This is a genomic window from Pedococcus sp. P2_A3 (assembly GCF_056405035.1).
This window is the reverse complement of sequence record NZ_JBFUCW010000027.1, coordinates 14981-38581: the sequence shown is the minus strand read 5'-3', so window position 1 is coordinate 38581 and position 23601 is coordinate 14981. Positions and strand designations below refer to the sequence as shown.

General features: G+C 70.7%; 20 protein-coding genes. 7 read left to right on the top strand and 13 right to left on the bottom strand.

The genetic code is table 11. From position 1 onward, the window contains the following. Positions 1 to 26: 26 nt before the first annotated feature. Positions 27 to 1136: a TIGR03118 family protein gene (locus AC1DX8_RS18425; RefSeq protein ID WP_477631406.1), complete on the bottom strand. Its 1110-nt coding sequence runs from the start codon at positions 1134 to 1136 to the stop codon at positions 27 to 29. 301 nt (positions 1137 to 1437) lie between these two features. Between AC1DX8_RS18425 and AC1DX8_RS18420 the strand changes: the two genes are divergently transcribed. After that, a complete protein-coding gene (locus tag AC1DX8_RS18420) occupies positions 1438 to 1830 on the top strand; it encodes a DUF6933 domain-containing protein (RefSeq protein ID WP_477631405.1) in 393 nt (130 codons plus the stop codon). Between the two features lie 148 nt (positions 1831 to 1978). Here AC1DX8_RS18420 and AC1DX8_RS18415 read toward each other — a convergent pair whose 3' ends face one another. Both AC1DX8_RS18415 and AC1DX8_RS18410 read right to left on the bottom strand, forming a co-directional pair. Beyond that, entirely contained in the window at positions 1979 to 2317 is a 339-nt protein-coding gene (locus AC1DX8_RS18415; protein WP_477631404.1) for a DUF4760 domain-containing protein, read from the bottom strand. A 317-nt stretch (positions 2318 to 2634) separates the two neighbouring features. After that, positions 2635 to 3033: a VOC family protein gene (locus AC1DX8_RS18410; protein WP_477631403.1), complete on the bottom strand. Its 399-nt coding sequence runs from the start codon at positions 3031 to 3033 to the stop codon at positions 2635 to 2637. Positions 3034 to 3176: 143 nt separating this feature from the next. Here AC1DX8_RS18410 and AC1DX8_RS18405 point away from each other — a divergent pair, with 143 nt between their 5' ends. Next, positions 3177 to 4136, top strand: coding sequence for a cupin domain-containing protein (locus tag AC1DX8_RS18405; RefSeq protein WP_477631402.1), 960 nt, complete (start codon positions 3177 to 3179; stop codon positions 4134 to 4136). Between the two features lie 150 nt (positions 4137 to 4286). Further along, positions 4287 to 4913 (top strand): hypothetical protein, encoded by a 627-nt coding sequence (locus tag AC1DX8_RS18400; RefSeq protein WP_477631401.1) that lies wholly within the window; start codon positions 4287 to 4289, stop codon positions 4911 to 4913. A 54-nt stretch (positions 4914 to 4967) separates the two neighbouring features. On the opposite strand, the gene AC1DX8_RS18395 is transcribed toward AC1DX8_RS18400, so the two are convergent. The 5 genes from AC1DX8_RS18395 to AC1DX8_RS18375 all read right to left on the bottom strand — a co-directional run bounded on the left by AC1DX8_RS18395 (position 4968) and on the right by AC1DX8_RS18375 (position 9730). Next, a complete protein-coding gene (locus tag AC1DX8_RS18395; RefSeq protein WP_477631400.1) occupies positions 4968 to 5663 on the bottom strand; it encodes a lysophospholipid acyltransferase family protein in 696 nt (231 codons plus the stop codon). Positions 5664 to 5717: 54 nt separating this feature from the next. Further along, entirely contained in the window at positions 5718 to 7328 is a 1611-nt protein-coding gene (gene guaA, locus AC1DX8_RS18390) for a glutamine-hydrolyzing GMP synthase (RefSeq protein ID WP_477631428.1), read from the bottom strand. 63 nt (positions 7329 to 7391) lie between these two features. Next, positions 7392 to 7730, bottom strand: coding sequence for a DUF3817 domain-containing protein (locus AC1DX8_RS18385; RefSeq protein WP_477631399.1), 339 nt, complete (start codon positions 7728 to 7730; stop codon positions 7392 to 7394). Further along, positions 7723 to 8466, bottom strand: coding sequence for an SURF1 family protein (locus tag AC1DX8_RS18380; protein ID WP_477631398.1), 744 nt, complete (start codon positions 8464 to 8466; stop codon positions 7723 to 7725). Before AC1DX8_RS18380 ends, AC1DX8_RS18385 begins: the two co-directional genes overlap by 8 nt. A 4-nt stretch (positions 8467 to 8470) precedes the next feature. Beyond that, on the bottom strand, positions 8471 to 9730 hold the full coding sequence (locus AC1DX8_RS18375) for a YncE family protein (protein ID WP_477631397.1): 1260 nt from the start codon (positions 9728 to 9730) through the stop codon (positions 8471 to 8473). 128 nt (positions 9731 to 9858) lie between these two features. Here AC1DX8_RS18375 and AC1DX8_RS18370 point away from each other — a divergent pair, with 128 nt between their 5' ends. Next, complete coding sequence (locus AC1DX8_RS18370; RefSeq protein WP_477631396.1) at positions 9859 to 11607, top strand: ABC transporter ATP-binding protein; 1749 nt, start codon at positions 9859 to 9861, stop codon at positions 11605 to 11607. A gap of 38 nt (positions 11608 to 11645) precedes the next feature. Continuing rightward, positions 11646 to 13427, top strand: coding sequence for an ABC transporter ATP-binding protein (locus AC1DX8_RS18365; RefSeq protein WP_477631427.1), 1782 nt, complete (start codon positions 11646 to 11648; stop codon positions 13425 to 13427). Positions 13428 to 13817: 390 nt separating this feature from the next. Here AC1DX8_RS18365 and AC1DX8_RS18360 read toward each other — a convergent pair whose 3' ends face one another. The 4 genes from AC1DX8_RS18360 to guaB form a co-directional block, all read right to left on the bottom strand. Further along, on the bottom strand, positions 13818 to 15536 hold the full coding sequence (locus AC1DX8_RS18360) for a GMC family oxidoreductase N-terminal domain-containing protein (protein WP_477631395.1): 1719 nt from the start codon (positions 15534 to 15536) through the stop codon (positions 13818 to 13820). Next, entirely contained in the window at positions 15533 to 17125 is a 1593-nt protein-coding gene (locus AC1DX8_RS18355; protein ID WP_477631394.1) for a succinic semialdehyde dehydrogenase, read from the bottom strand. Before AC1DX8_RS18355 ends, AC1DX8_RS18360 begins: the two co-directional genes overlap by 4 nt. Positions 17126 to 17251: 126 nt before the next feature. Beyond that, entirely contained in the window at positions 17252 to 18373 is a 1122-nt protein-coding gene (locus AC1DX8_RS18350; protein ID WP_477631393.1) for a GuaB3 family IMP dehydrogenase-related protein, read from the bottom strand. Between the two features lie 370 nt (positions 18374 to 18743). Beyond that, entirely contained in the window at positions 18744 to 20342 is a 1599-nt protein-coding gene (gene guaB / locus AC1DX8_RS18345; protein ID WP_477631392.1) for an IMP dehydrogenase, read from the bottom strand. A 223-nt stretch (positions 20343 to 20565) separates the two neighbouring features. Between guaB and AC1DX8_RS18340 the strand changes: the two genes are divergently transcribed. Both AC1DX8_RS18340 and AC1DX8_RS18335 read left to right on the top strand, forming a co-directional pair. Beyond that, positions 20566 to 20859 (top strand): WhiB family transcriptional regulator, encoded by a 294-nt coding sequence (locus tag AC1DX8_RS18340; protein WP_477631391.1) that lies wholly within the window; start codon positions 20566 to 20568, stop codon positions 20857 to 20859. Between the two features lie 92 nt (positions 20860 to 20951). Next, the gene (locus tag AC1DX8_RS18335) at positions 20952 to 21176 is read left to right on the top strand and encodes an RNA-binding S4 domain-containing protein (protein ID WP_477631390.1); all 225 of its coding nucleotides are present in this window, start codon (positions 20952 to 20954) and stop codon (positions 21174 to 21176) included. A gap of 113 nt (positions 21177 to 21289) precedes the next feature. Here AC1DX8_RS18335 and AC1DX8_RS18330 read toward each other — a convergent pair whose 3' ends face one another. Next, positions 21290 to 22777 (bottom strand): RNA polymerase sigma factor, encoded by a 1488-nt coding sequence (locus AC1DX8_RS18330; RefSeq protein ID WP_477631389.1) that lies wholly within the window; start codon positions 22775 to 22777, stop codon positions 21290 to 21292. Between the last annotated feature and the right edge of the window lie 824 nt (positions 22778 to 23601).

Genomic DNA, 23601 nt, shown 5'->3' with positions numbered 1-23601 from the left:
CCGAGTCCGTGGCACCCCACCTCGGGTCAGGGAGTTGCGCGCAGCAGGCCGAGCAGGCCGTGTTGCTCGTCCTGCGGACCGGCTGTGAACAGCACGTCGTGGGTTGATCCCTCGGTGCCGTTGCCCGGCAGGAGCGCCCAGAGCCCGTCGATCGCGACGGCCTCGCCGCCAAGGGCCCGCAAGGTTCCGGCGAAGGCCAGCGTCGTGGGGTTGAAGGCGTGGATCCGTCCATCACCGAAGTTGCCCACCAGCAGGTCCCCGGAGTACCTGCCGAAGCCAGCCGGGGCAATGGTGAGGCCCCATGGCGCGTTCAGCACACCGTGGTTGGGCAGACGCCGTTGCAGGACACCGTCCAAGGTGAAGACGTCGACCCGGCCACGCCCAGCACCGGCGATCTCGTCGTGGCGCTCGTTGTCCTGCCTTGCGTACGCGACGTACACCTTGTCGCCCGCCACCATGACATTGAAGGGCGCGTAGCCGTCGGGCAGCCGAGCATCCATGAAGTTCCCCTTGGTGATGACGCGCTGGAAGTCACCGTTGTAGACGTCGACGACGCCCGCGGAGAAGTCGGCGACATACAGCCGTGGGCCGTCTGGCGTCATGCCCATGGCCATCCCCTTGTCGACCGCGCCAGGGGTGACGACGGCGTCGACGGCGTGGGTCGACGGAGGCGCCCCGGTGCCACCCACCGCGGGATTCCACCCGCTGAGGTGGCCGGACTCCCCGACGAACAGGAACCGCGCCGGTCCGGAGTGACCGGCCGCGTCATGCACCACGAAGGACGTCGTGGCGTTGGACACCTGGCCGGTGGGCGCACCACCGGGGATGCTCACGACCAACGGCGCGATGGCTTGCTGGCTGCCATCGACCCCTCCCGAGTACAAGGTGGTCACGTCCTTGGCGTTGTCCGAGACCCACAGGGGGCTGGTGCCCAGATAGGACGCGCCCCAAGCGTTGACCAGGTTCGGGTCGGTCACCTGGGCCATTCCGGGCACATCCGAGACGAGGTTGACCTGCTGGTATGCCGCGAAGGCGGAGGCCCCAGCCGGGGCGCTGACGGCCAACAGCCCCAGGGCTGCGCCGAGGCTGGCGCCGAGCGCCAGCAGTGCTGACGGACGACGGACGATGCGTGTCATGGACAACCTCCTGTTCAGGAGCAACGGCCCGGGCTCGGACCGCGCCAATAGAGACACGTGGCCGGGCATCGCGTGGTTCAACGCCAGGGACCGGGTGCGTCCACGAAAGGAGCACATCCACACGACTATTGGGCACAAACGCGACGGATAGACGCACGTGGCAGGTGGGAGATGGCGGACGAGATGATGTACCTCGTCGTCATCGTTCGGCCAACTCAGAAGGCTCTTGGCCCGTCTCAACGCCCCTGCACCCTCGCCGGCAGACGAGGCCACGATGTTGGGCGACTGGTACGCCACCTAGTTGCCGTGGCGGCCTCGTCAGGTCGCGCTGCTGGTGAGCGAGACGACGCTGCTTCCGGTGATGCTGCCGTTGGCGCCCTCCTCGACGCTGCTCGACCGTTTCCCGTCCCAGCTCGCGGAGGTCCTTCGACGACACGGGGCGGACGAGGCCGTCATCGCGCTCGAGTGCAGCGGGACGGCCGAGTACCGTCTTGCTCGCACCAACAGCCGCAGCGTGCTCGGGTCGATGAATGAGTTCAGCTACCTAAGGGATGCCTACCGAACTGGCCGACCCGACCCAGACCTGGTCGGCCTGTCCATGAAGCTGTCCACCACCCCGTGTGGGCCTCTGTATCGGCGTCACGTCAGCCCCGACCGAGAACTCCGGGCTCTGATCCAAGCCACCACCGCATAGGCCGGCGGCGGCTCGCGGTGGAATGGGGCACCTCGGAGGCACATTCCGCGCGGCCTTCCAACCGTGAGCGCGGTCTTCCAACCGTGAGCACGGAGGTAAGGCCAATGGCGTCCGCCGGCCGAGATCGCGTCCAGCCGAAGGTCTTTGGTCAGGTGCCTTGCTTGCTTGCCAGGGCCTCGAAGTTTTCGTAGAGCCCTGACACTCCGTGCTTTTCGCGGAGCTTGATGGCCGCTGGTCCCACGCGGGACCACATTCCCGCCACCCAGAGCCAGTCCAGCACGAGGTCCGTGTCAAGGATCCCGTTCTTGGTCAGCGTCCCGATGGTCTCGCCCCAGACGAGGACCCGGGACACCAGCACGTCGTCGACGGAGGCTGTCTCGGGGTCGAACCCGTCCGCCCACAACGCTTGTTGGGCCTCCTCGAGACCCATGGTCGCGCCCCATTGCGCCAGCTGTACGAGCAGTGCGGCATCTTCTCGACTCGCCATGTCACTCTCTCCTATGCCTGTCCCGATCTGGTCACCGATCCACGGGAGGTGTTGCTGGTTGTTGCGCCCTGAAGGCGTTCTCCCGGAGGTCCCCGGTGCGGGAAGGGTTTCACCCGGGTAGCGGCCGGGGAAGCCACATTCGCACTACGACATACGCGTGTGGTGGCCGCATCCGGCCGGGGTCCCGGCCGGCCGGGTCCGGGCCGGCCGGGTCCGGGCGGGTCGCGCTGGCGCACCGCGATCGCGCCCGTGACCCGACCGTCGCGAAGGGTCATCGTCCGGTGCTTCATCCGGCTCCAAGGATTCGTCGGTCGGGATCACGCGGGAGGCGCAAAGAACTCCAGGGCGATCCCGTCCGGGTCGCGGAACGCGAGCCCGGACCCGTAGTGGGCGTCCTTGATGTCGCCGTGCCCGATGCCGAGTTCGTCGAGGCGCGCGGCCCACTTCTCGAGCTCCTCGCGGCTCGTCAGGGCAAAGGAGACGTGGTCAAGGCCGACTCGATACTCACTGAAGGCCTCGACTGGAGCGGGGGTCGCGTGCTGGTGCAGCCCGATCATCGTCTGGGCGCCGACCACCCAGACGGTGTGGTGGAAGTTCGGGTCGGTGTCCTCGTCGATGACCGGGTCGACACCGAACAAGGTCGCGTACCACGGAGCGCTCACGCTGAGGTCGCGGACGGTGAGGGCGACGTGGTTGAGGGGCGGAAATGCGGTCATGACAGTCCTTTGTTCGATGGAATAGTGGTCCAACCGAGTCTGCTTCTGACCTCTGGTGCGACCCATGACTGGACGACCGAGTCGGATAGCAGAAACCCCGAACCTGCGGAAGGGGGTGCGAGGTGGAGGATGCGGGTGGACGCGTGCCTGCTCTGGTCGTGAACTCGACGCTCGAGCAGCTGCGCCTCGAAGGGGCGATCTTCTTCCGGGGCGAGTTCACCGATGAGTTCGCCTTCGAGTCGGCGCCCCTCGCCTTCGCCGCAGCACTCACCCCCCGCGCCGACCGCATGATCCTGTTCCACATCGTCGTGTCCGGCGTCTGTTGGGTCTCCGTCGAGGACGGCATCCGGCACTGGGCGTCCGGGGGTGACGTGATCGTGATGCCCTACGGCGGTCACTACGTGCTCGGGGGACGCACGCCCGTCGACAGGCCCAGACAGCTCGACCTGCCAAACCCCCCGCCCTGGCAGGACCTGCCCGTGGTGCACCAGGGTGGCGGCGGCGAGCGGACCGACATCGTCTGCGGATACCTGCATTCCGAGCATCCGTTGTTCGACCCCTCGATGAGGGCGCTGCCGCCGGTATTCGTCGTCCGGCTGCCAGAGGGAGCAGCATCGACCTGGGTGCACGCGAGCATCGCCTACGCGCTCGAGGCGACCACACCTTCGAACGAGAGCCCATCGGTGCTCACCACCCGGCTGCCCGAGCTCGTCCTGATTGAAGTTCTCCGGGTCCATCTATCCGCGGAGCCGTCGGGCAACCGCGGGTGGCTCGTCGCCCTGCGCGACCCCGTGCTGGCACCCGCGCTGGCGCTCATGCACGCCAACCCCGAGCACCGCTGGAGCGTCAGCGAGCTCGCGCTGCGCACCGCGGTGTCGAGGTCGGTCCTCGACGACCGGTTCCGCCAGGTGCTGGGCCGGTCCCCCATCCGATACCTCACCCAGTGGCGCATGCACCTGGCCGAAACCCAGCTCGGGACCACCGATCTCACCGTCTACGAGGTCGCACGCCGAGTCGGCTACCAGTCCGAAGAGGCATTCAGCCGGGCCTTCAAGCGCGAACACGGACAGTCACCCACCCACTGGAGGTCCGCGCGGCGCTGACCGGTGCCCCATGGACAGCAGGGCGGCCTCGGGCAGCAGAAGCGTCCCACTTCATCCCCGTACGTGTTTCCTCGGACGCGGTCACAGCGGACTGCGCATTTGACTGGCGTTGGAGCGGATTCACGCCTCGACAACGGAAAGGGCACGACGATGAACGAACGGATGAAGCATGCAGCCCTCGCGGTAGCCGTCAGCGGCATGGGGCTGATGGCGCTGCCCGGGGCAGCCGCAGTCGCGGCACCGCCGACGACGGGGGCGCTGAACCCACAACCGCCCGCCAGCTACACGTGCTCGGCGATCGGAGCCGGAACTCGCTGCGTGTCGGACACGACCGAGGTGCTCGACCCGGAACCGTCCGGAATCATCTGTGGCAGCGGGCCCGACGCCTTTGAGGTGATGGACCGTGCAACGCGCCGGGTCGTGGCCGAGCGCTGGTACGACACGGACGGCAACCTGGTGAAGCGAGTGCGCTCCAACCTCTTCTCCGACAGCGCCCTCTTCGACCCGGTAACCGGCGCAGCAGTGCCGTACGACCAGCACGACACCGACACCGACCTCTTGGCGGTGCCGGGCGACCTCGACTCGAGGACGACCTACTCCGTCGAGTCATTCCTTGCGACGGCTCCGGGCGTGGGCGCCGTGCTGGTCAACCAGGGCAGGTCCGTCTACACCGCCGACGGCGAGGTCCTCGAGCGCACCGGTCGCAGGGACTTCGACGCCTATGCCAACGGTGACCTGTCCGTCATGGACGGGCTGTGTCGGGCACTGAACGGGTAGGCATTGCGCCGCACCAGGTTGCGCCGGCCTCCCGGCGCTCCGCTGGGCGAGGAGTCAGGACGAGGGTTGGCCCGTCGACATGGCCGCCTTCACATCGGAGGCGTACTGCCCGGACCGCTCCTGTCCCGACAGCTCACCGATGGCGTCCATCGTGGCGTCCGTGATCGCCCGCAGCAGCGCCGCCTTCTGGAAGCGAGCCGAGAGACCGGCCACGTCGATCGGCATACCGAACTTGACGGTGACCTTCGCGGGCCGGAAACCGTTGGAACCAGAGGGCTGCACGTGGTCGGTGCCGATCACGGCACAGGGCAGGAGCGTCGCTCCGGTGGAGAGCGCCATGCGGGCCACGCCGGTGCGGCCGCGGTGCAGCCGCCCGTCGGGCGAGCGAGTGCCCTCGGGGTAGACGCCGAACGCCTCTCCCTGGCGCAGCACGTCCTCCGACATCTCCAGCGACGCCGCCGCAGCCCGCGGGTCCGAACGGTCCACCGGGATGGTGCCGGCCGTCGAGTGGAACCACCGCACGGCGGCTCCCCGCATGCCCTTCCCCTGGAAGTACTCGGCCTTGCCGAGGAAGTGCACCTGCCGCCCCGACGCGAGCGGGATGACGATCGAGTCGATGAAGGACAGGTGGTTCGACGCGACGATGAGCCCGCCCTCGCGGGGCACGTTCTCCCGGCCCTCGACGTGCAGCCCCGTGAGCAGCTTGAGGGGCGGCCCGATGAGCACGTAGCGCATCACGGCCCGGCTCACGGCGTCGTTGACGCTGGCCGTGCTGAGACCGCGTGCCCTACCCGGCCGCACGCCCTACTCCCACTCGATCGTGCCCGGCGGCTTGCTGGTCACGTCGAGCACCACGCGGTTCACCTCACGCACCTCGTTGGTGATGCGGGTGGAGATCTTGGCGAGCACGTCATACGGCACGCGGGTCCAGTCCGCCGTCATGGCGTCCTCGGAGGACACCGGGCGCAGCACGATCGGGTGGCCGTACGTGCGACCGTCACCCTGCACCCCCACCGACCGCACGTCCGCGAGCAGCACCACCGGGCACTGCCAGATGTCGCGGTCGAGACCCGCCGCCGAGAGCTCGTGCCGCGCGATGGCGTCTGCGGCCCGCAGGATCTCCAGCCGTTCGGCAGTGACCGACCCGACGATGCGGATGCCGAGCCCGGGACCGGGGAACGGCTGGCGCCACACGATCGCCTCGGGCACCCCGAGCTCGAGCCCGACCTGGCGCACCTCGTCCTTGAACAGCGAGCGCAGCGGCTCGACGAGCTTGAACTGCAGGTCGTCGGGGAGGCCACCGACGTTGTGGTGCGACTTGATGTTGGCGGCCCCGGTGCCGCCACCCGACTCCACCACGTCCGGATACAGCGTCCCCTGCACGAGGAACTCGACCGGGTGCTCGGAGTCCCCGCGCGACCCCACGACGTCGCGGGCCGCCTGCTCGAAGACGCGGATGAATTCGCGGCCGATGATCTTGCGCTTCACCTCGGGGTCCGACACCCCGGCCAGCGCCGAGAGGAACCGCTCGCGGGCGTCGACGACCACGAGGTCCACCCCGGTGGCCGCGACGAACTCCTTCTCGACCTGCTCGGCCTCTCCGGCGCGCAGCAGGCCGTGGTCGACGAAGACACACGTCAGCTGGTCGCCGACCGCCTTCTGCACGAGCGCGGCCGCGACGGACGAGTCCACGCCACCCGAGAGCGCGCAGAGCACCCGTGAGTCGCCGACCTTCTCGCGGATCGCGTCGACCAGCTCGTCGACGACGTTGGCCGCGGTCCAGTCGGGCTCCAGCCCGGCTCCTCGGTAGAGGAAGTTCTCCAGCACGCGCTGTCCGAACGTCGAGTGCATGACCTCGGGGTGCCACTGCACGCCGTAGAGGTGACGCTCGTCGTCCTCGATGGCTGCGACGGGTGCACCAGCCGTGGCAGCTGTGACGGCCATGCCCGCCGGTGCCTCGGTGACCGAGTCGCCGTGGCTCATCCAGACCGACTGGTCGACGGGCTGACCGTTGAAGAGCGTCGACTCGGTGTCGGAGACGGTGGCCGGCGTCGCGCCGTACTCCCCCAGCCCGGTGTGCGCGACCGTTCCGCCGAGGGCTTGGGACATCGCCTGGAAGCCATAACACATGCCGAACACCGGAACGCCCGCCTCGAGCAGCGCCCGGTCGAGCTCGGGCGCCCCCTCGGCGTAGACCGAGGACGGACCGCCCGACAGCACGATCGCCGCGGGGTCCTTGGCCAGCAGGTCGGCCGTGCTCATCGTGTGCGGCACGACCTCGCTGTAGACCTTCGCCTCGCGCACGCGTCGCGCAATGAGCTGTGCGTACTGGGCGCCGAAGTCGACGACGAGCACCGGCCGGGCCTGGAGGGGCGTGGCCGGCTCGTCCGAACGCTCGGCGTCGGGGGCCTCCACCCTGTCGTCGTCCTGGGCCTGGGTCACCACGTCGGCGGCTGCGGGGTCGCTCACGCGCACAGGTTACCGGCGTGCCGCAGCCAGCCGCGCCTCGGTCTCACGCGCGAACCGCCGCTCAGCCCAGAACGGCAGCAGCGGCACGAACCCGGTCAGCATGATGAGCACCATCTTGGGCAGGCTCCAGCCCACCTTGAAACCCAGGTTGGCGATCGAGAGGACGTAGACGAAGTAGATCAACCCGTGGATGGGGCTCCACACCTCCGACGCACCGCCCTTCCCGAAGCCACCGTTGGCCACGATGATCCCGATCAGCACGAAGAGTGCGAGGCCGGACAGGATTGCCATCACCTTGAAGAAGCGCAGGGCCTTGGTCGTGGACACGGGGTCCTTGATGTCAGTCACGCTGGGCATCCTCTCGCACCATCCTGAACCACATGAACGCGGCAAAGCCGCCGAAGATCCACCACTGCAGCGCGTATGCCGCGTTGCGCCACTTCAGCCCGCCGGTCACCTCGGGTGGGGGCACCCGCTCGACCCCCGCCGGCGTCGGGATCCCGACCCCTGCACCGGTCTTCTCCCCCTGCGCGAACACGAACGCGTTGTAGAGCTCCCCCGGCCACTCGTTGACCAGCAACGAGAAGTCGATCGATCCGCGGGCCTGCTGTGGCCAGGCCGGCAGACCGGTCGGCGCAGGAGCAGGCGACTCCCCCGGTGCGAGCGTGCCGTCGACCGAGACGACCCCGGTGGGCGGGTCGATCGGCGAGGTCGGGTCGGTGATGAAGCCGCGGACGACGGCGAGTCGCGCGCCGCTCTCGGTCACGTCCAGCGGGGTCACGACCCAGAAGCCGGTGCGGCCCCCCAGGCGACGCGGACCGACGAGGAACTGGTCCGACGCGGCATACGTGCCTATCGCTGTGACCGCGCGGTTGGACTGGGCGTTCGGGAAGGCCTGGTGCGGCCGGATGACCGTGTCGAGCAGTGCGGGTCGCGCCTCGTGCGCCTTGCGCAGGGCATCGGCCAGACCCTTGTCCTGGGCGACGTGCAGCTGCCAGAGCCCGAGCTGGGTGCAGGCGGCCATGATGACGAGCAGGAGGGCGAACAGGCCCAGCCAGCGAGGCTTCAGGGCGGTTCGCAGCACCGGGTCAGGCTACGGGAAGCCTCGAGTCGTCGAAGACGAGGATGCTCCCGCCGTAGCAGGCGACCCACACCCGCTTCGTCGTCGGCTCGTACGTGATGCCGATCGGGTGGTAGTCGGTCTTGACCTCGTCGACCACCTTGAGGTCTGAGGTGCGCACCTTGGTGACCGTCGAGGACTCGTAGTTCACCGAGTAGATGGCGCCGCCGTCGGGCGAGATCGCCATCGACCGCGGCTCCTTGCCGGTGCGGACCCACGCGAGGACGCGGCCCGTCTTGCGGTCGAGCTTGCTCACCGTGCCGTCACCGTTGTTGGTGACGTAGAGGTATCTGCCGTCCGGGCTCTCGACGATGTGGCGGGGGCCGTCGCCGGTCTGCGCGTAGGGGTGGACCGTCCGGGCTGCGAGGTCCACCCTGACCACCCGGTCTGAACCCATCAGCGCGATGTAGGCGTTGCGACTGTCGGGCGAGACAGCGATGCCGCGGGGATACTTGCCCCCCAACGGGATTCGCGCGGTCTCCTTGCCGGTGGTGGCGTCTACGACGGACAGGTCCCAGGAGCACCAGTTGGTCACCAGCACGGTCCTGCCATTCGGCGTGACGGCGACGTACTTCGGCACCGCCCCGACGGCGACGACCTTGTCGATGGCGAAGGTGCGGGTGTTGACGCGGTAGACGGTGCTGGGCGAGGTGCCGTCGCCCTTCGTGCAGGTGTCGAGCCCCTCGGGCCCGTAGCCCTTGCCGTACATCGAGTAGTTGGACACCCACGCGTAGCGGCCGTCGGGGGTGAAGGCCGCTTCTACCGGCGATCCCTTGGACGTGCCGGCGTGGCCCTTCACGCCGAACGACGCCAGGTTGACCGAGTCATCGATGGTCCGGAGCAGCACGCCGTCGGCCCGGAACACCGAGACCGTGTGCTGGTACATCATGTTCTGGGCGAGGACGAGGCCCTGCTTCGACGCCACCACCGACTTCGGGGTCAGGTCGCCGGTCAGCCGCAGGACGCGCACCAGCGCCGTCTTCGCCGAGGGACCCGGAGGGCCCTGTGGCTCCACCGGGCTGGGCGTCGGCACCGGGATCGTGGGCTTGGTGGGCGTCGTCGCGACCGGCTTCCGGGCCACCGTCGGGGTGGGAGCCGCCGCCTCCGCCGCACCGCCCGAGAGGACCCCGACCAGGCGGCTGATGCCCAGGACGCTGAGGGCGACGAACGCCACGACGACCAGCAGCGCGACGCGCCTGCGGCGCACGAAGACAGCTTCGTTGCGCACCACCATCGCCACTCACCCCTTCCCCCAATCACGGTATGCCGGGTGCGAGCGGCCGCCCCGAAGGCTCACCGCACGGCCGGAAAACCGGTGTCGGGATGTCGCCACCGCCGCATACGGTGGTGACCCTGATGCAGACGATCCCGTTCCCCGACCCCGGTCGACCCGACACCCGCAGCACCACGCGGTTCATGCTGTGGGTCGGTCGACAGCAGTGGCGCACCCAGGTGCTGGGGATGCTGGCCGGGATGGCGTGGATGCTGGCGATCGCGCTCGTGCCGGCGGCCGTCGGCAAGGGGGTCGACGACGGCATCGTCCCGGGCGACCTGGGTGGGCTCGTCCGCTGGGCCCTCGTGCTGATCGGTCTGGGCGCAGTCTGCGCCGTCACGGCGGCCATCCGACACTACTTCGCCGTCTACAACTGGCTGTTCGCCTCCTACCGGGGCGCGCAGCTCACCGCGGAGGGCGCTGATCGCGCCGGGCCGGCCCTGACCCGCGCCATGCCCTCGGGTGAGGTGGTCGCCGTCTTCGCCAACGACGTGATGCGCCTCGGCGGTCTCTACGACGTGATGGGCCGGTTCTCCGGCGCGGTCGTCAGCTATGCGGTGGTCGGTGCGATCCTGCTCGCCGCGTCGCCGCCGCTCGGGTGGCTGGTGCTGCTCGGGGGGCCGGTCATGCTGGCCAGCCTGAGCCTCATCGTGCGACCGCTGCAACGGCGTCAGGCGAGGCAGCGCGAGGAGGCCGGCCACCTGACCACCCTCGGCGCCGACACCGTCGCCGGGCTCCGCGTGTTGCGTGGCATCGGCGGGGAGCAGACCTTCCTGCGCCGCTACGAGCAGCAGTCGGCCAGGGTCCGCGAGCGCGGGTTCCAGGTGGCCGGCATCCAGGCCGCGCTCGACTCGGCCGAGGTGCTGATCCCCGGCATCTTCGTCGTCCTGGTGACGTGGCTCGGCGCCCGTGAGGCGGTGGCCGGCGACCTCACCGCCGGGCAGCTCGTCGCGTTCTACGGCTACACCGCCTTCCTCACCATGCCGCTACAGACCGCCATCGAAGTCGTTGACCGCGGCATCCGGGCCCAGATCGCGGCCGGCAAGATGCTGCGCGTCATGGCGGTCCAGCCCGACCACGACGCCACGAAGCCGAGCGCCGTGGCCGTGCCGTCCGCCGACGCCGACCTCGTGGACCCGTTGTCGGGCACCGTCATCCGCGGCGGGCGGCTGACGGCCATCGTGTCCGCGCGACCGGAGGAGTCCTCGGCCGTGGCCGACCGACTGGGTCGGCACGGACCGGGTCCGCACCAGACGACCTGGGGTGGCGTCCGGCTCGACGACCTGTCGATCGCCGACGTCCGTGGACACATCGTGGTCAGCGAGCCCGACCCGCGGCTGTTCACCGGGGTGCTGCGCGACCAGCTCCGGGGCGACACCCACCGAACCCACAGCGCTGAGGGCAACGGGCACAGCCCCGACCGCGAGGTGCTCGCAGCCCTCACGACGGCCAGCGCGCTCGACGTCCTCGACGCGGTCGCCGACGGACTCGACGGCACGGTCGAGGAGCGCGGGCGGTCCTACTCGGGCGGCCAGCGCCAGCGCCTCGCGCTGTCGCGCGCCCTGCTCACCGAGGCCCCCGTCCTCGTGCTGGTCGAGCCGACCAGCGCCGTGGACGCCCACACCGAGGCGCGGATCGCCGGCCGGCTCGCCGAGCACCGGCGCGGTCGCACCACCGTCGTCACCACGGTCAGCCCGCTCCTGCTCGGCCAGGCCGACGAAGTCGTGGTGCTCGAGGACGGGCTCGCCACGCTCACCGGCACGCACCGCGAGCTGCTCGAGCACCCGGCATACCGACACATCGTGATCCGCGGAGAGGAGGACGACCAGTGATCACCGACCACGCCCGCCGCACCCTGCCCATCGCCGACATGAGCGGTGTCTGGCAGCACACCCGCGGACTCGTGCGCGAGCACCGCGGGCTCGTGGCGCGGGTGCTGGGGCTGCACGCCCTCGCCGCGCTCGCCGCCCTCGCCGCGCCGTGGCTGGTGGGTCGGCTCGTCGACGTCGTCAGTGGCGGTCGCGGCGACGCCGGCACCGTCGACGACATCGCGATCGGGCTGGCCGTGGCCGTCCTCGCCCAGACCGCCCTGACCTGGGCAGCCCGACGCTGGTCCTTCATCCTCGGCGAGACCGTGTTCGCCGAGCTGCGCGAGCAGTTCGTCGGGCGTGCGGTCAACCTGCCGTTGTCGACGGTCGAGCGCGCCGGGACGGGCGACCTCGTCGCCCGCACCACCAACGACGTCGAGGCGCTGTCGCACGTCGTGCGGTTCGGCATCCCGTCGCTGTTCGTCGCCTCGATGACGGTGCTGATGACGACAGTCGCCGCACTGTTCACCTCGCCGCTGGCGACCCTCCCGATCCTGCTGGGCGTGCCGTTCTACTGGTTCTCCACGCGGCGCTACCTCCGGCACGCCTCCGACGGCTACCTCTGGGAGCGGGCCACCTACGCCCAGCTGAACGGCGTCGTCGCCGAGACCGTCGACGGGGCGCGCACGATCGACGCGCTGTCGCTCGGCACCGCGCGGCGCAGGCGCTTCCACGAGGCCCTGCGCGAGTGCTTCCAGGCCGAGCGCTACACCCTGAACCTCCGCCTGCACTGGTTCCCCGCCGTGGTCTTCGGCTACTACGTGCCGACTGCTGGTGCGGTGCTCTGGGGCGGCTGGCTGGCCATCAACGGCCACATCAGCGCCGGGGCAGCCACCGCCGTGACCCTCTACATCCACCAGATGACGAATCCCCTCGACGAGGTGCTCGGCTGGCTCGACGAGATCCAGGTCGGTGCGACGTCACTGGCGCGCGTCATCGGCGTGGGCGACGTGCCGCCCGACCGCGTCGCCACCGGGGAGGAGCCCGAGGGTTCCGACCTCGCGGTCGACGACGTCCGCTACGCCTACCGTCCCGGGCACGACGTGTTGCGCGGCGTCTCGCTCGACCTGCGACCCGGTGAACGGCTCGCCATCGTCGGCCCGTCCGGCGCCGGCAAGTCCACCCTCGGCCGCCTGATGGCCGGCATCGACGGGCCCCGCGAGGGCAGGGTCGAGGTCGGGGGCGTGCCGCTGGTCGACCTCACCCTCGGGCAGCTGCGGGGCGAGGTGGCGCTGGTGACACAGGAGCACCACGTCTTCGTCGGCACGCTGGCCGACAACCTCCTCCTCGCCCGGCCGGGTGCGTCGCGCGACGAGCTCGACGAAGCCCTGCGCGCGGTCGACGCCCACGAGTGGGCTGCGGGGCTCCCCGACGGCCTCGACACCCGGGTCGGCAGCGGTGGCCACGTGCTCAGCGAGGCGCAGTCGCAACAGGTGGCACTGGCCCGTCTCGTGCTCGCCGACCCGCACACCCTGGTGCTCGACGAGGCCACCTCGTTGCTCGACCCGCGAGCGGCACGGCACCTGGAGCGCTCGCTCGCCGCCGTGGTCGAGGGTCGCACCGTGGTCGCCATCGCCCACCGGCTGCACACCGCGCACGACGCCGACCGCGTCGCCGTGGTCGAGGACGGCGTGGTCAGCGAGATCGGCACGCACGACGAGCTGGTCGCCGCCGACGGCCCGTATGCCGCGTTGTGGGCATCGTGGCGCGACCAGCCGGGGGCGGCCTCGGGTGCGACCGGCGGGGCGAGTCGGGCGAACGGCAGCGGCGGCAGCACCGACTGACCCTGGGTCGGACGAGAGTGCGCACTCTCGTCCGACCCCACGCCCGCTGCCGGAGAAATGTCCGGACGGCGCCGTAACCCCCGCCCACCCGCCTCGTTGTCTGGGTGGTGTGGCTGGAGACCCACCCCCCGGCTCGTCTCCAGCCACACCACTCGGACGGTGGTCGGCGCAGCGCAGGGGCGTGCGTCGCCCACCGTCTTTCGCCTCACCCGCCACCCCTGCCCACTGGTTGCGATCTGGTCCTCACCAGACCCCAGGACCCGGCCTCCGTGCCCACCCCACGGCAACAGGTCGCGCCCCCTGCCCACTGGTTGCGATCTGATCTTCACCAGGCCCCCAGGACCCGGCCTCCGTGCCCACCCCACGGCAACAAGTCGGGGTGGGTCGGCGTCAGACCTTGGCGCTCTCGTGGGTGTAGCGCGTCACCGCAGGGTTGGCCGCCTTGACGGCGTCGAGCCGGCGGTAGGACTCCCCCTGGTCGGGACGCGGGTCGGCCTCGCCCTTGTTCGGCCACAGCGACATGGCCCGCTCGGCCTGCGCGGTGATGGTCAGCGCCGGGTTGACGCCCAGGTTCGCCGAGACGGCCGAGCCGTCGACGACGTGCAGTTCGGGGTAGCCCCAGATCCGCTGGTAGGGGTCGAGCACCCCTCGCTCCGGACCCGAGCCGATGGTCACGCCGCCGAGGAAGTGCGCCGTCAGGGGGATGTTGGCGATCTCGCTGACGCTGCTCCCCGCGAACGCCCTGAGGCCGGTCGCCTCGCTGAGCCGAACCGCCAGCGCCTTCATCGCCTGCTGGCCGGCCGGGATGTAGGTCGGGTTGGGCTCGCCATGACCCTGCCGGGACGTGAGCCCCCGCCCGCTGAGGCGCCCGCGCGTGCCCGTGACGTCGAGGGAGTTGTCGCGCGACTGCATGATCAGGCCGATCACCGTCCGCTCGCTCCACCGGTACTGCGACAAGGAGCGGACGAAGACCACCGGGTGCCGCGTCACCTCGACGACGAACTGCGCGAGCCGTGGGCGCTGGCCGCCGGGCACCAGGATCGTCGCGAGCAGACCCATGGCGTTGGAGCCCTTGCCGTACCTGCAGTTCTCGACGTGCGTGTCGGCGTCAGGGTGGAACGACGACGTGATCGCGACCCCGCGCGACAGGTCCTGCCCGGGCTTGACCTTCTCCAGCATCACGCCGTTGACGGCTTCGGAGTTGGTCCGCGTGAGGCGGCCGAGCTGCGCCGACAGCCGTGGCAGCACGCCCGTCTGGCGCATCGAGTGCAGGAGCTTCTGGGTGCCCCAGGTCCCGGCCGCGAACACGACCTGGTCCGCAGTGACGGTATGCCGCGCGCGCCGGAACCACGCGCCGCTCGCCTCGTGCGTCACGGCATACCCCCCGCCGCGGCGCGGGGCGACGCGGACGACGGTGCGCATCGGCTCGATGGTGACGCCGAGCTGCTCCGCCAGGGCGAGGTAGTTCTTCACGAGGGTGTTCTTCGCGCCGACCCGGCACCCGACCATGCAGTTGCCGCACTGGGTGCAGCCGGTCCGGTCGGGCCCGGCACCCCCGAAGTAGGGGTCGGGCACCCGCTTGCCGGGCATGCCGTAGAAGACGCCGGTGGGGGTCTTGCGGAACGTGTCGCCCACCCCGAGGTCCTCGGCGGTCCGCCGCATCACGTCCTCGACCACGCCCTCACACGCGTTGGTGACGACGCCGAGCATCGTCGAGGCGGTGTCGTAGTGGGGGGCCAGCTCTGACTGCCAGTCGGTGATGTCGGCCCACTGGCGGTCGGTGAAGAACGATGCCGGCGGCACGTAGAGGGTGTTGGCGTAGTTGAGCGAGCCACCGCCCACCCCTGCCCCGGCAAGGATCATCACATCGGGCAGCCGGTGGACCCGTTGCACGCCAAAGCACTTCAGCTTCGGTGCCCACAGATAGCTGCGCAGGTCCCAGGAGGTCTTGGCGAAGTCCTCGTCGCGGAACCGCCGCCCCGACTCGACCACGTGGACGCGGTAGCCCTTCTCGGCCAGTCGCAGCGCGGTGACCGACCCACCGAACCCCGAACCCACCACGAGCACGTCGAAGTCACTGCCCGAGGCAGTCGTGCGCGAACCCGTCACGCGCGCCCCACAGCCTTGAGCACGCGCAGTGCGGCGGTCATCAGGCGGGTGTAGGTCTCCTCGCTCATCCCGCCGACCGGGGCGATGGGCAGGACGTACTGCGCCGTCACATTCTGCGACTCGGTGTACTTGAGGATGCCCTCACTGCCGTGGCGCCGTCCGACGCCGGACTGCTTCATGCCACCCATCGGCGAAGCGACGCTCCCCCACGCCGCGGCATACCCCTCGTTGATGTTGACGGTGCCGGCCTGGATCGCCGTCGCGATGCGCCGACCCCGCGCGACGTCGCGGGTGTACACCGCGGCGTTGAGCCCGTAGTCGGTGTCGTTCGCGAAGCGAATCGCCTCCTCGTCGCTGTGCACGGGGTAGATGGCCACGACCGGTCCGAAGGTCTCGTCGTCCCGCAGCGTCATCGCGGCGGTGACGCCTTCGAGGACGGTGGGCTCGTAGAAGTAGGGGCCGACGTCGGGGCGGGGGCGCCCACCCGTCAGCACCCGCGCCCCCTTCGCCCGGGCATCCTCGACGTGGGCCGTCACCCGCTCGAGCTGCGCGGCGGAGACCAGCGATCCCATGTCGGTGCCGTAGGCGAGCTCGGCGCCGAGGCTCAGCTGCTCGACCGCCGCCACGAACCGCCGGGTGAACTCCTCGACCACCGCACCGTGCACGAGCAGCCGCTCGATCGAGATGCAGAGCTGGCCGGCGGAGGAGAAGCAGGCCCGCACCGCACCCTCGACCGCCTTGTCCAGGTCGGCGTCGTCCGCGACGTACATCGAGTTCTTGCCGCCGAGCTCGAGGGAGTAGCCGACCAGGCGTCCGGCAACCGAAGCAGCCACCCGCCGCCCGGTGTCGGTGGAGCCGGTGTAGCTGACGTAGTCACAGAGGTCGACGACTGCCTGGCCCACGGTCGGACCATCGCCGAGCACCACCTGCAGCACCGACTCCGGGAGCCCGGCCTCGGTGAGCAGCTGCACCGCCCGCAGCGCGGTGAGCGAGGCCTGCTGGTCGGGCCGCAGGACGACGGCGTTGCCGGCCATCAGCGCGGGGATGGCGTCGGTGATCGCGAGCGAGAGGGGGTAGTTCCAGGGGCTGACGATGCCAACCACCCCGCGCGGGTGGTGGTGCACCGAGCTCTGCGTCAACACCGGGAACAGCCCCGCGCGCCGACGCGGACGCAGGTATGCCGCGGCGGAGCGGGCGTAGTGCCGCGCCACGATCGCCACGTCGGCGACCTCCTCGAACGCCTGGCGGCGGGTCTTGCCCGACTCGAGCTGCACGATGTCGAGCAGCTCGACCTGCCGCTCGAGGACGAGGTCGTGGTAGCGCAGGAAGATCCGCTCCCGCAGCTCCATCGGCGTGCGGGACCACTCGCGCTGGGCGGCCCGCGCCGCGTCGACCGCGACCACGACGTCCTCGCGCCGCGACATCGGCAGCGAGCCGAGCGGTGCGCCGTTCAGCGGCGTGTGGCTGACGTGGTGGTCGGCCCGGGGGGCGGCGACCACCCGCCGGGCCAGCCGTCGGACGAGTGCCGGGTCCACGGCATACGTGGCGGTGGGGTCGGTCTCGGGGTCGGCGACGACGTCGTGAGCCATGCCTCGCAGCCTAGGTCCGCCAGCCGCTTCTTACCAGTAGTAAGTTAGCGACCTTCCCCACACCGCCCGCAACCTGGGCGCCCCCTAGGGGGCTCAGGTTGCGGAGATGGCGGCGTCGGTGGCTGGTCAGCTGCGTTGGTAGGGGGCGACGACGACCTCGACCCGCTGGAACTCCTTGAGGTCTGAGTAGCCGGTCGTGGCCATCGCCCGGCGCAGGGCCCCGATCAGGTTGCTCTTGCCGTCGGCCGTGCGACCCGGGCCGAAGAGGATCTGCTCCAGCGGGGCGAGCGCCCCGACCTCGACCCGCTCGCCGCGCGGCAGCTCGGGGTGGTGCGCCTCCGAACCCCAGTGCAGTCCGCGACCAGGAGCGTCGGTGGCCCGGGCGAGCGCGGCACCGAGCATGACCGCGTCGGCGCCGCAGGCGACGGCCTTGACGATGTCGCCGCTGTCACCCATGCCGCCGTCGGCGATGACGTGGACGTAGCGGCCGCCGGACTCGTCGAGGTAGTCACGACGGGCCGCGGCCACGTCGGCGATCGCGCTGGCCATGGGGGCGTGGATGCCGAGCGTGCGCCGCGTGGTGTGCGCCGCTCCCCCGCCGAAGCCGACCAGCACGCCGGCGGCACCGGTGCGCATGAGGTGCAGCGCCGCGGTGTAGGACGCCGCCCCACCGACGATGACCGGCACGTCGAGCTCGTAGATGAACCGCTTGAGGTTGAGCGGCTCGGCGCGGCCCGAGACGTGCTCGGCGCTGACCGTCGTGCCACGGATGACGAACAGGTCGACTCCCGCGTCCACGACGGTCTTCCAGAACTGCTGGGTGCGCTGGGGGCTGAGCGCGCCGGCCGCCGTCACGCCGGCCTCACGCACCTGCCGGAGCCGCTCGGTGATGAGCTCGGGCTGGATGTCGGCGGCGTAGATCTCCTGCATGCGCGCCGTGGCCAGCGCCGGGTCGAGCGTGGCGATCTCGGCCAGCAGCGGGGTCGGGTCCTCGTAGCGGGTCCAGAGCCCCTCGAGGTCGAGCACCGGAAGCCCACCGAGGCGGCCCAAGGCGATGGCGGACTCCGGCGACATCACCGAGTCCATCGGCGCCGCGATGACGGGGATGTCGAAGTGGTAGGCGTCGATCTGCCACCCCACCGACACGTCCTCGGGGTCGCGGGTGCGGCGTGAGGGCACCACGGCGATGTCGTCGAAGGAGTACGCGCGGCGGCCACGCTTGCCTCGGCCGATCTCGATCTCAGTCACCGCGCAAGGCTATCGGGCGCGAGGGTGGGCCCGTGTGCGTGCCCGGAGCAGCAGGCGGCCGAGGTGCGGGCCGGAGCTCCACCCGCCGCGAGGCCAGGGCGCGACGCCCCGTCGCCGGGTGAGGGGGGCGACCGGCGACGGGACGTCTTTGGATCGTCGCGACCGACCAACGGCCCGTCAGCGACGACGTTCAGATGCACCCCTGCTCGGACGCGGAACGCCCGTGTGGCAACCCTAGGTTGCACGCTCGCGGGGCGACTCACCCAGATTGCGTATGCCGCTCTGGACGCCGTCCGGACACCCCGCACGAGGGCGCGCAGCGGCTCAACCACGCGGCATACGGGTGGTCGTGGACCGGTGGAGGAGGCGGTCAGCGACCGCTGTAGTTGGGCGCCTCGACGGTCATCTGGATGTCGTGCGGGTGGCTCTCCTTGAGTCCCGCGGAGGTGATCCGCACGAACTTGCCGCGGGCCTTGAGCTCGGGGATGGTCGGGGCGCCGACGTAGAACATCGACTGCGCCAGACCACCGACGAGCTGGTGGACGACGTTGCCGAGCGGGCCGCGGTAGGCCACCTGGCCCTCGATGCCCTCGGGCACGATCTTGTCGTCGCTGGCGACGTCGGCCTGGAAGTAGCGGTCCTTGGAGAAGGACTTCTTGCCGCGCGAGGCCATCGCCCCGAGCGAACCCATGCCGCGGTAGGACTTGAACTGCTTGCCGTTGACGAAGATCAGGTCACCCGGCGACTCCTCGCAGCCGGCGAGCAGCGAGCCGAGCATGACGGTGTCGGCACCGGCGACGATCGCCTTGGCGATGTCACCGGAGTACTGGAGGCCGCCGTCACCGATCACCGGCACCCCGGCCTTGCGGCAGGCGAGCGAGGCGTCGTAGATCGCGGTCACCTGGGGTACGCCCACGCCGGCGACCACGCGGGTGGTGCAGATCGAGCCCGGCCCGACGCCCACCTTGACGGCGTCGACACCGGCGTCGACGAGCGCCTGGGCCCCGGCGCGGGTGGCGACGTTGCCCCCGATCACCTGGACGTGGCGCGTGGCGGGGTCGGACTTGAGCCGCCGGACCATGTCGAGCATGAGCCGGGCGTGGCCGTTGGCGGTGTCGGCGACGAGCACGTCGACGCCTGCCTCCACGAGGGTGGTCGCCCGCTCCCACGCGTCGCCGAAGAAGCCGATGGCGGCACCGACGAGCAACCGGCCGTGGTCGTCCTTGCTGGCGTGGGGGAACTGCTCGGACTTCACGAAGTCCTTGACGGTGATGAGGCCGGCCAGGCGACCCTCGTCGTCGACCAGCGGCAGGCGCTCGCGCTTGTGCTGGCGCAGCAGGGCGGTGGCGTCCTCGCGCGAGATCCCGACCCGGCCGGTCACGAGCGGCATCGGCGTCATGACGTCGCGCACCAGGGTGGTGGCCCACTGCGCGACCGGGGTGAAGCGCAGGTCGCGGTTGGTGATCATGCCGAGCAGGTGGTCACCCGGGTCGACGACGGGGAGCCCGGACACGCGGTACTCGCCACAGCGGCGGTCGAGGTCCTCGAGCGTCGCGTCGGGGCCGATCGTCACCGGGTTGCTGATCATGCCGGTCTGGGTCCGCTTCACGAGGTCGACCTGGTAGGCCTGGTCCTCGATCGAGAGGTTGCGGTGGAGGATGCCGATGCCGCCCTGGCGGGCCATCGCGATGGCCATCCGTGACTCGGTCACGGTGTCCATGGCTGCCGAGACGAGCGGGATGCGCAGCGACAGCTCACGCGTCAGCCGGGCCGTCGTGTCGACGTCGGAGGGGATCACGTCGGTCTCGCCGGGGAGCAGCAGGACGTCGTCGTAGGTGAGCCCGAGCTTGCCGAACGGGTCGTGCTCCTCGACCTCGGGAGCAGGGGCTGCGGCCGCGGCTGCGCCGGTGGCAGTCACCGGGGCGGACTCCTGCAGGCTCTGACGGTCGAGGTCCACACCAAGGCTCATTGCCCAATCGTAACGGGCCTCGGCACGCACCACGGACGGCCCACCCGGGCGGGGTCACGACCAGTCACGGGACGCCGCCCCGATGCCCCGTCCACCATCTGGGACGGCTGGCTTTCGTGTGAACGGCCTTGAACAACTCCTTACGTTACGGGCCTGTTTCCGCAGGTCACGCGGCGGTAGCGTCCGAGACGTGCGGCATCGTGCCGCGGGAGATGAGGACGACATGGCTGAGTTGTCACGGCTTCCAGGGCCTGTTGCCGACCTGTGGGAATGGCAGCTCGACGGATCCTGTCGGCAGATCAACCCAGAGGTCTTCTTCCACCCGGAGGGAGAGCGCGGCCCGGCCCGTCGCTCCCGCGACTCCCAGGCCAAGGAAGTCTGTCTCGCCTGCCCGGTGCTCACGCAGTGCCGCGACCACGCCCTGCGGGTCCGTGAGCCCTATGGCGTCTGGGGTGCGATGACCGAGGACGAGCGTGAGGCGCACTACGCCGGTCACGCCGTCCCCGCCGCCAGCTGACCAACGCCTGCTGACCGACGTCAGCTGACGGACGGCTGCTGACCGACGCCTGCTGGCCGGCATCAGCCGGCCACGGACCTAGACTCGGCCGCGTGAGCAGCCCTGTCGACGTCCCCATCCGCGACGAGTCCATCCGGCTCGGGCAGCTGCTCAAGCTCGCGGGCGTCGTCGACGACGGGGCCATGGCCCGCTCGGTCATCGAGCTCGGCGAGGTGCAGGTGGACGGTGCCGTCGAGGTGCGGCGCGGCGCCCAGGTGCGCCCCGGCCAGGTGGTGACGTATGCCGGTGAGTCGCTGCGCGTCGTCACTGGCGGCTGATCGCGTCGTCGCCTGAGCTCGTCGTCGCCTGGGCTCGTCACCTGAGCACGTCGTCGCCTGAGCGCTTGGTCGCCTAGGCGCGTCGTCGCCTTGGCCGGACCGCCTGGGCCGATTCATTGGGCGACGAGCAGGGCGCGCAGCATGTCGCGCGTCTGCGCGCTGACGGTCCAGTTGTCCCGCGACTGCCAGTCCACTGAGAACACGTCGGCACAGGGGCTGCTCAGCTCGAGCCTCCGACCGTTCGTGGTGCGTGCCTCGATGACGAAGAGGGAGGCCCCGGTCGTGCAGGCGCTCCCTGCCTGCGTCCTCGATCCGGTCCGCGCGAGGTCGGCGTTGAGCTGGGCCAGCTGTGGCGCACCCATGACGTTGGCGCGGATCGGGCGGAAGCGAGGGATGGCCGTCGCCACCGCGCGCGGGTGCAGACACGCGGTGGCGGCTTCCAGGACGGTGCCGCGGGGGAGGCTGGGCGGCGCCACCCCGGGCGGGGTGAGGGACTTGCCCAGCACCGTCGGGCAGCCGAGGAAACCGTCGTCGGTCGCGCCCGACCCAGAGTCGTCCACGGCTCCCTGCTCGGCGAGGGCCGCGTAGTAGCTGGCCAGGGCCGGCCAGCCGTTGCACGCGAGCCCCTCGTTCGCGTACGTGCGCACCGTGCGATCGGCGCCGAGCAGCACCAGTCGGAACGCTGGCCCCCGCGGCAGGTCAGGGCACTCGGCGCCCGTCGTGCGAGGCGCCAGCACGAGCGCGTCCACGGCCAACGGCACACTCACGGGAGCATCGGGCGGCAGGAAGCCCGACCAGACCGACCCCTCGTCGGTCTGCGCGCACACCAGCACGGCGGAGACGGTGCGGCTCAACGGCTCGGTCGTCACCGGTGGTGGGGTCGGTGCTGCGAGGGAGTCCCGGCAGGTCACCGCTGACGGCTGCGGGGTGGGCAGCGGCACGACACGGTCGGGTCCTCCGCCTGCGACGAGCCCTCCAACGACGACGGCCACCAGCACGGCCGCTCCCCCCAGAGCCCACCCCCGCACGCCACGCCAGCGGGCGGCATACGGTCGGGTCGGGTCGAGCAGCCCGGCCAGGGAGGGGTCCTGCGGTGGGAGGGCGTCCAGCGCCACTCGGAGTCCGTCCTCGTCGAGGCCGAGTCGCGCGCCCACTGCGGCGATGCCGTGCAGCCGCTGGCGTCGCACCGCGGCGAGGTCGTCGTCGAGGGCCGCGGACACCTGACCGTCCGCGAGCCTGTCGAAGGTCCACAGCACCACCGCCACGCGCTCCCGCGGGCTCAACAGGTCGAGGGCCRCCAGCACGTCCGCACGGCTCGGCGGGTGCGGCACCGGCCCATCCTGCGTGGCGGGACGGTGCCGCACATGGTGCCGCCTGAGGTAAGTCGCCACCAGCGCCCGGCGCAGCTCGGCATCGTACGAACCCGCGCCGACGTGGGACAGGTGGCGCCACTGCGGCCAGCTGCGGGCGAGCGTCGCGCGGACCAGCTCCTCGGCGCCCCGGTCATCCCCGACGAGCAGCCACGCCGTTCGCAGCAGGTCGGCGCCCCGAGCCACGACGTACTCGTCGAAGCCGGGGGGTTCGGCGAACCGCTCCGCCATGGCCACCTTCGTTCTGCGGCACCCTGCGCTCCCAAGCATCGTATTCCGCGTGGCCGAGCCGCGCCCCGGCCTTCGCGCTCTTCAGCCCCGCTCCCCAGCCCACGCCGGTCCCGTGTTTCTCGCTTGCCCCGGTGGACCGCGTTGAGGGCAGCAGCAAGCTTCCGCTCATGGCCATGACGTCAATGAAACAAGTAGCCGATGAACGGACTCGGCGGGCCGGCCGGATTTAGAACCACGGGCAGACCGAAGGGCTTCGATGCGCCATTTGGCCAGTCAGTAGGAGCGTCCCCCCATCACGAACGGCCCCCAGCGCGGGGTAGCTTCCCCGGGACTCCAGGCCGCTCCCAATCCCTCCTCACGATTCGGTCGGTATTCCAGCGGCCGCTATCGGGGTTGCACCCCGCATCGCCCCATGCCGGGTCGTCGCTTTCTGGGTCTGCACCGCCCCAGACTGCGTAGTTCCCGAGTAGGCCGACGCATGCCTCCGCGTCGATGACCGCTTGCGCGAGAGCCAGCAAGGTCTCCGACTGACAGACCTTCAGGAACGCATTCGGCAAGCGCCGCTCACCAAGCACGATGAGGTGCGCAACCTGCGCATAGTCGTCGGGCTGCAACCGCTGGCCCACAACCAGCCCACGCTGAACCGCCGTGAGGACCACTCGCCGTTGCTCGCCAGGCAACCGGGAAAGTGCCTCGGTGTGCGCGGCCTCGACGGCGTCGGGGGACGCCTCCCTCAGCAAGAAACGGTACTGCCGGACAATGGGCCCCTCGTCAGACGACGTGTCCCCTTCCCGGTGTCTTCGACCGAGACTGACCATGGTCAA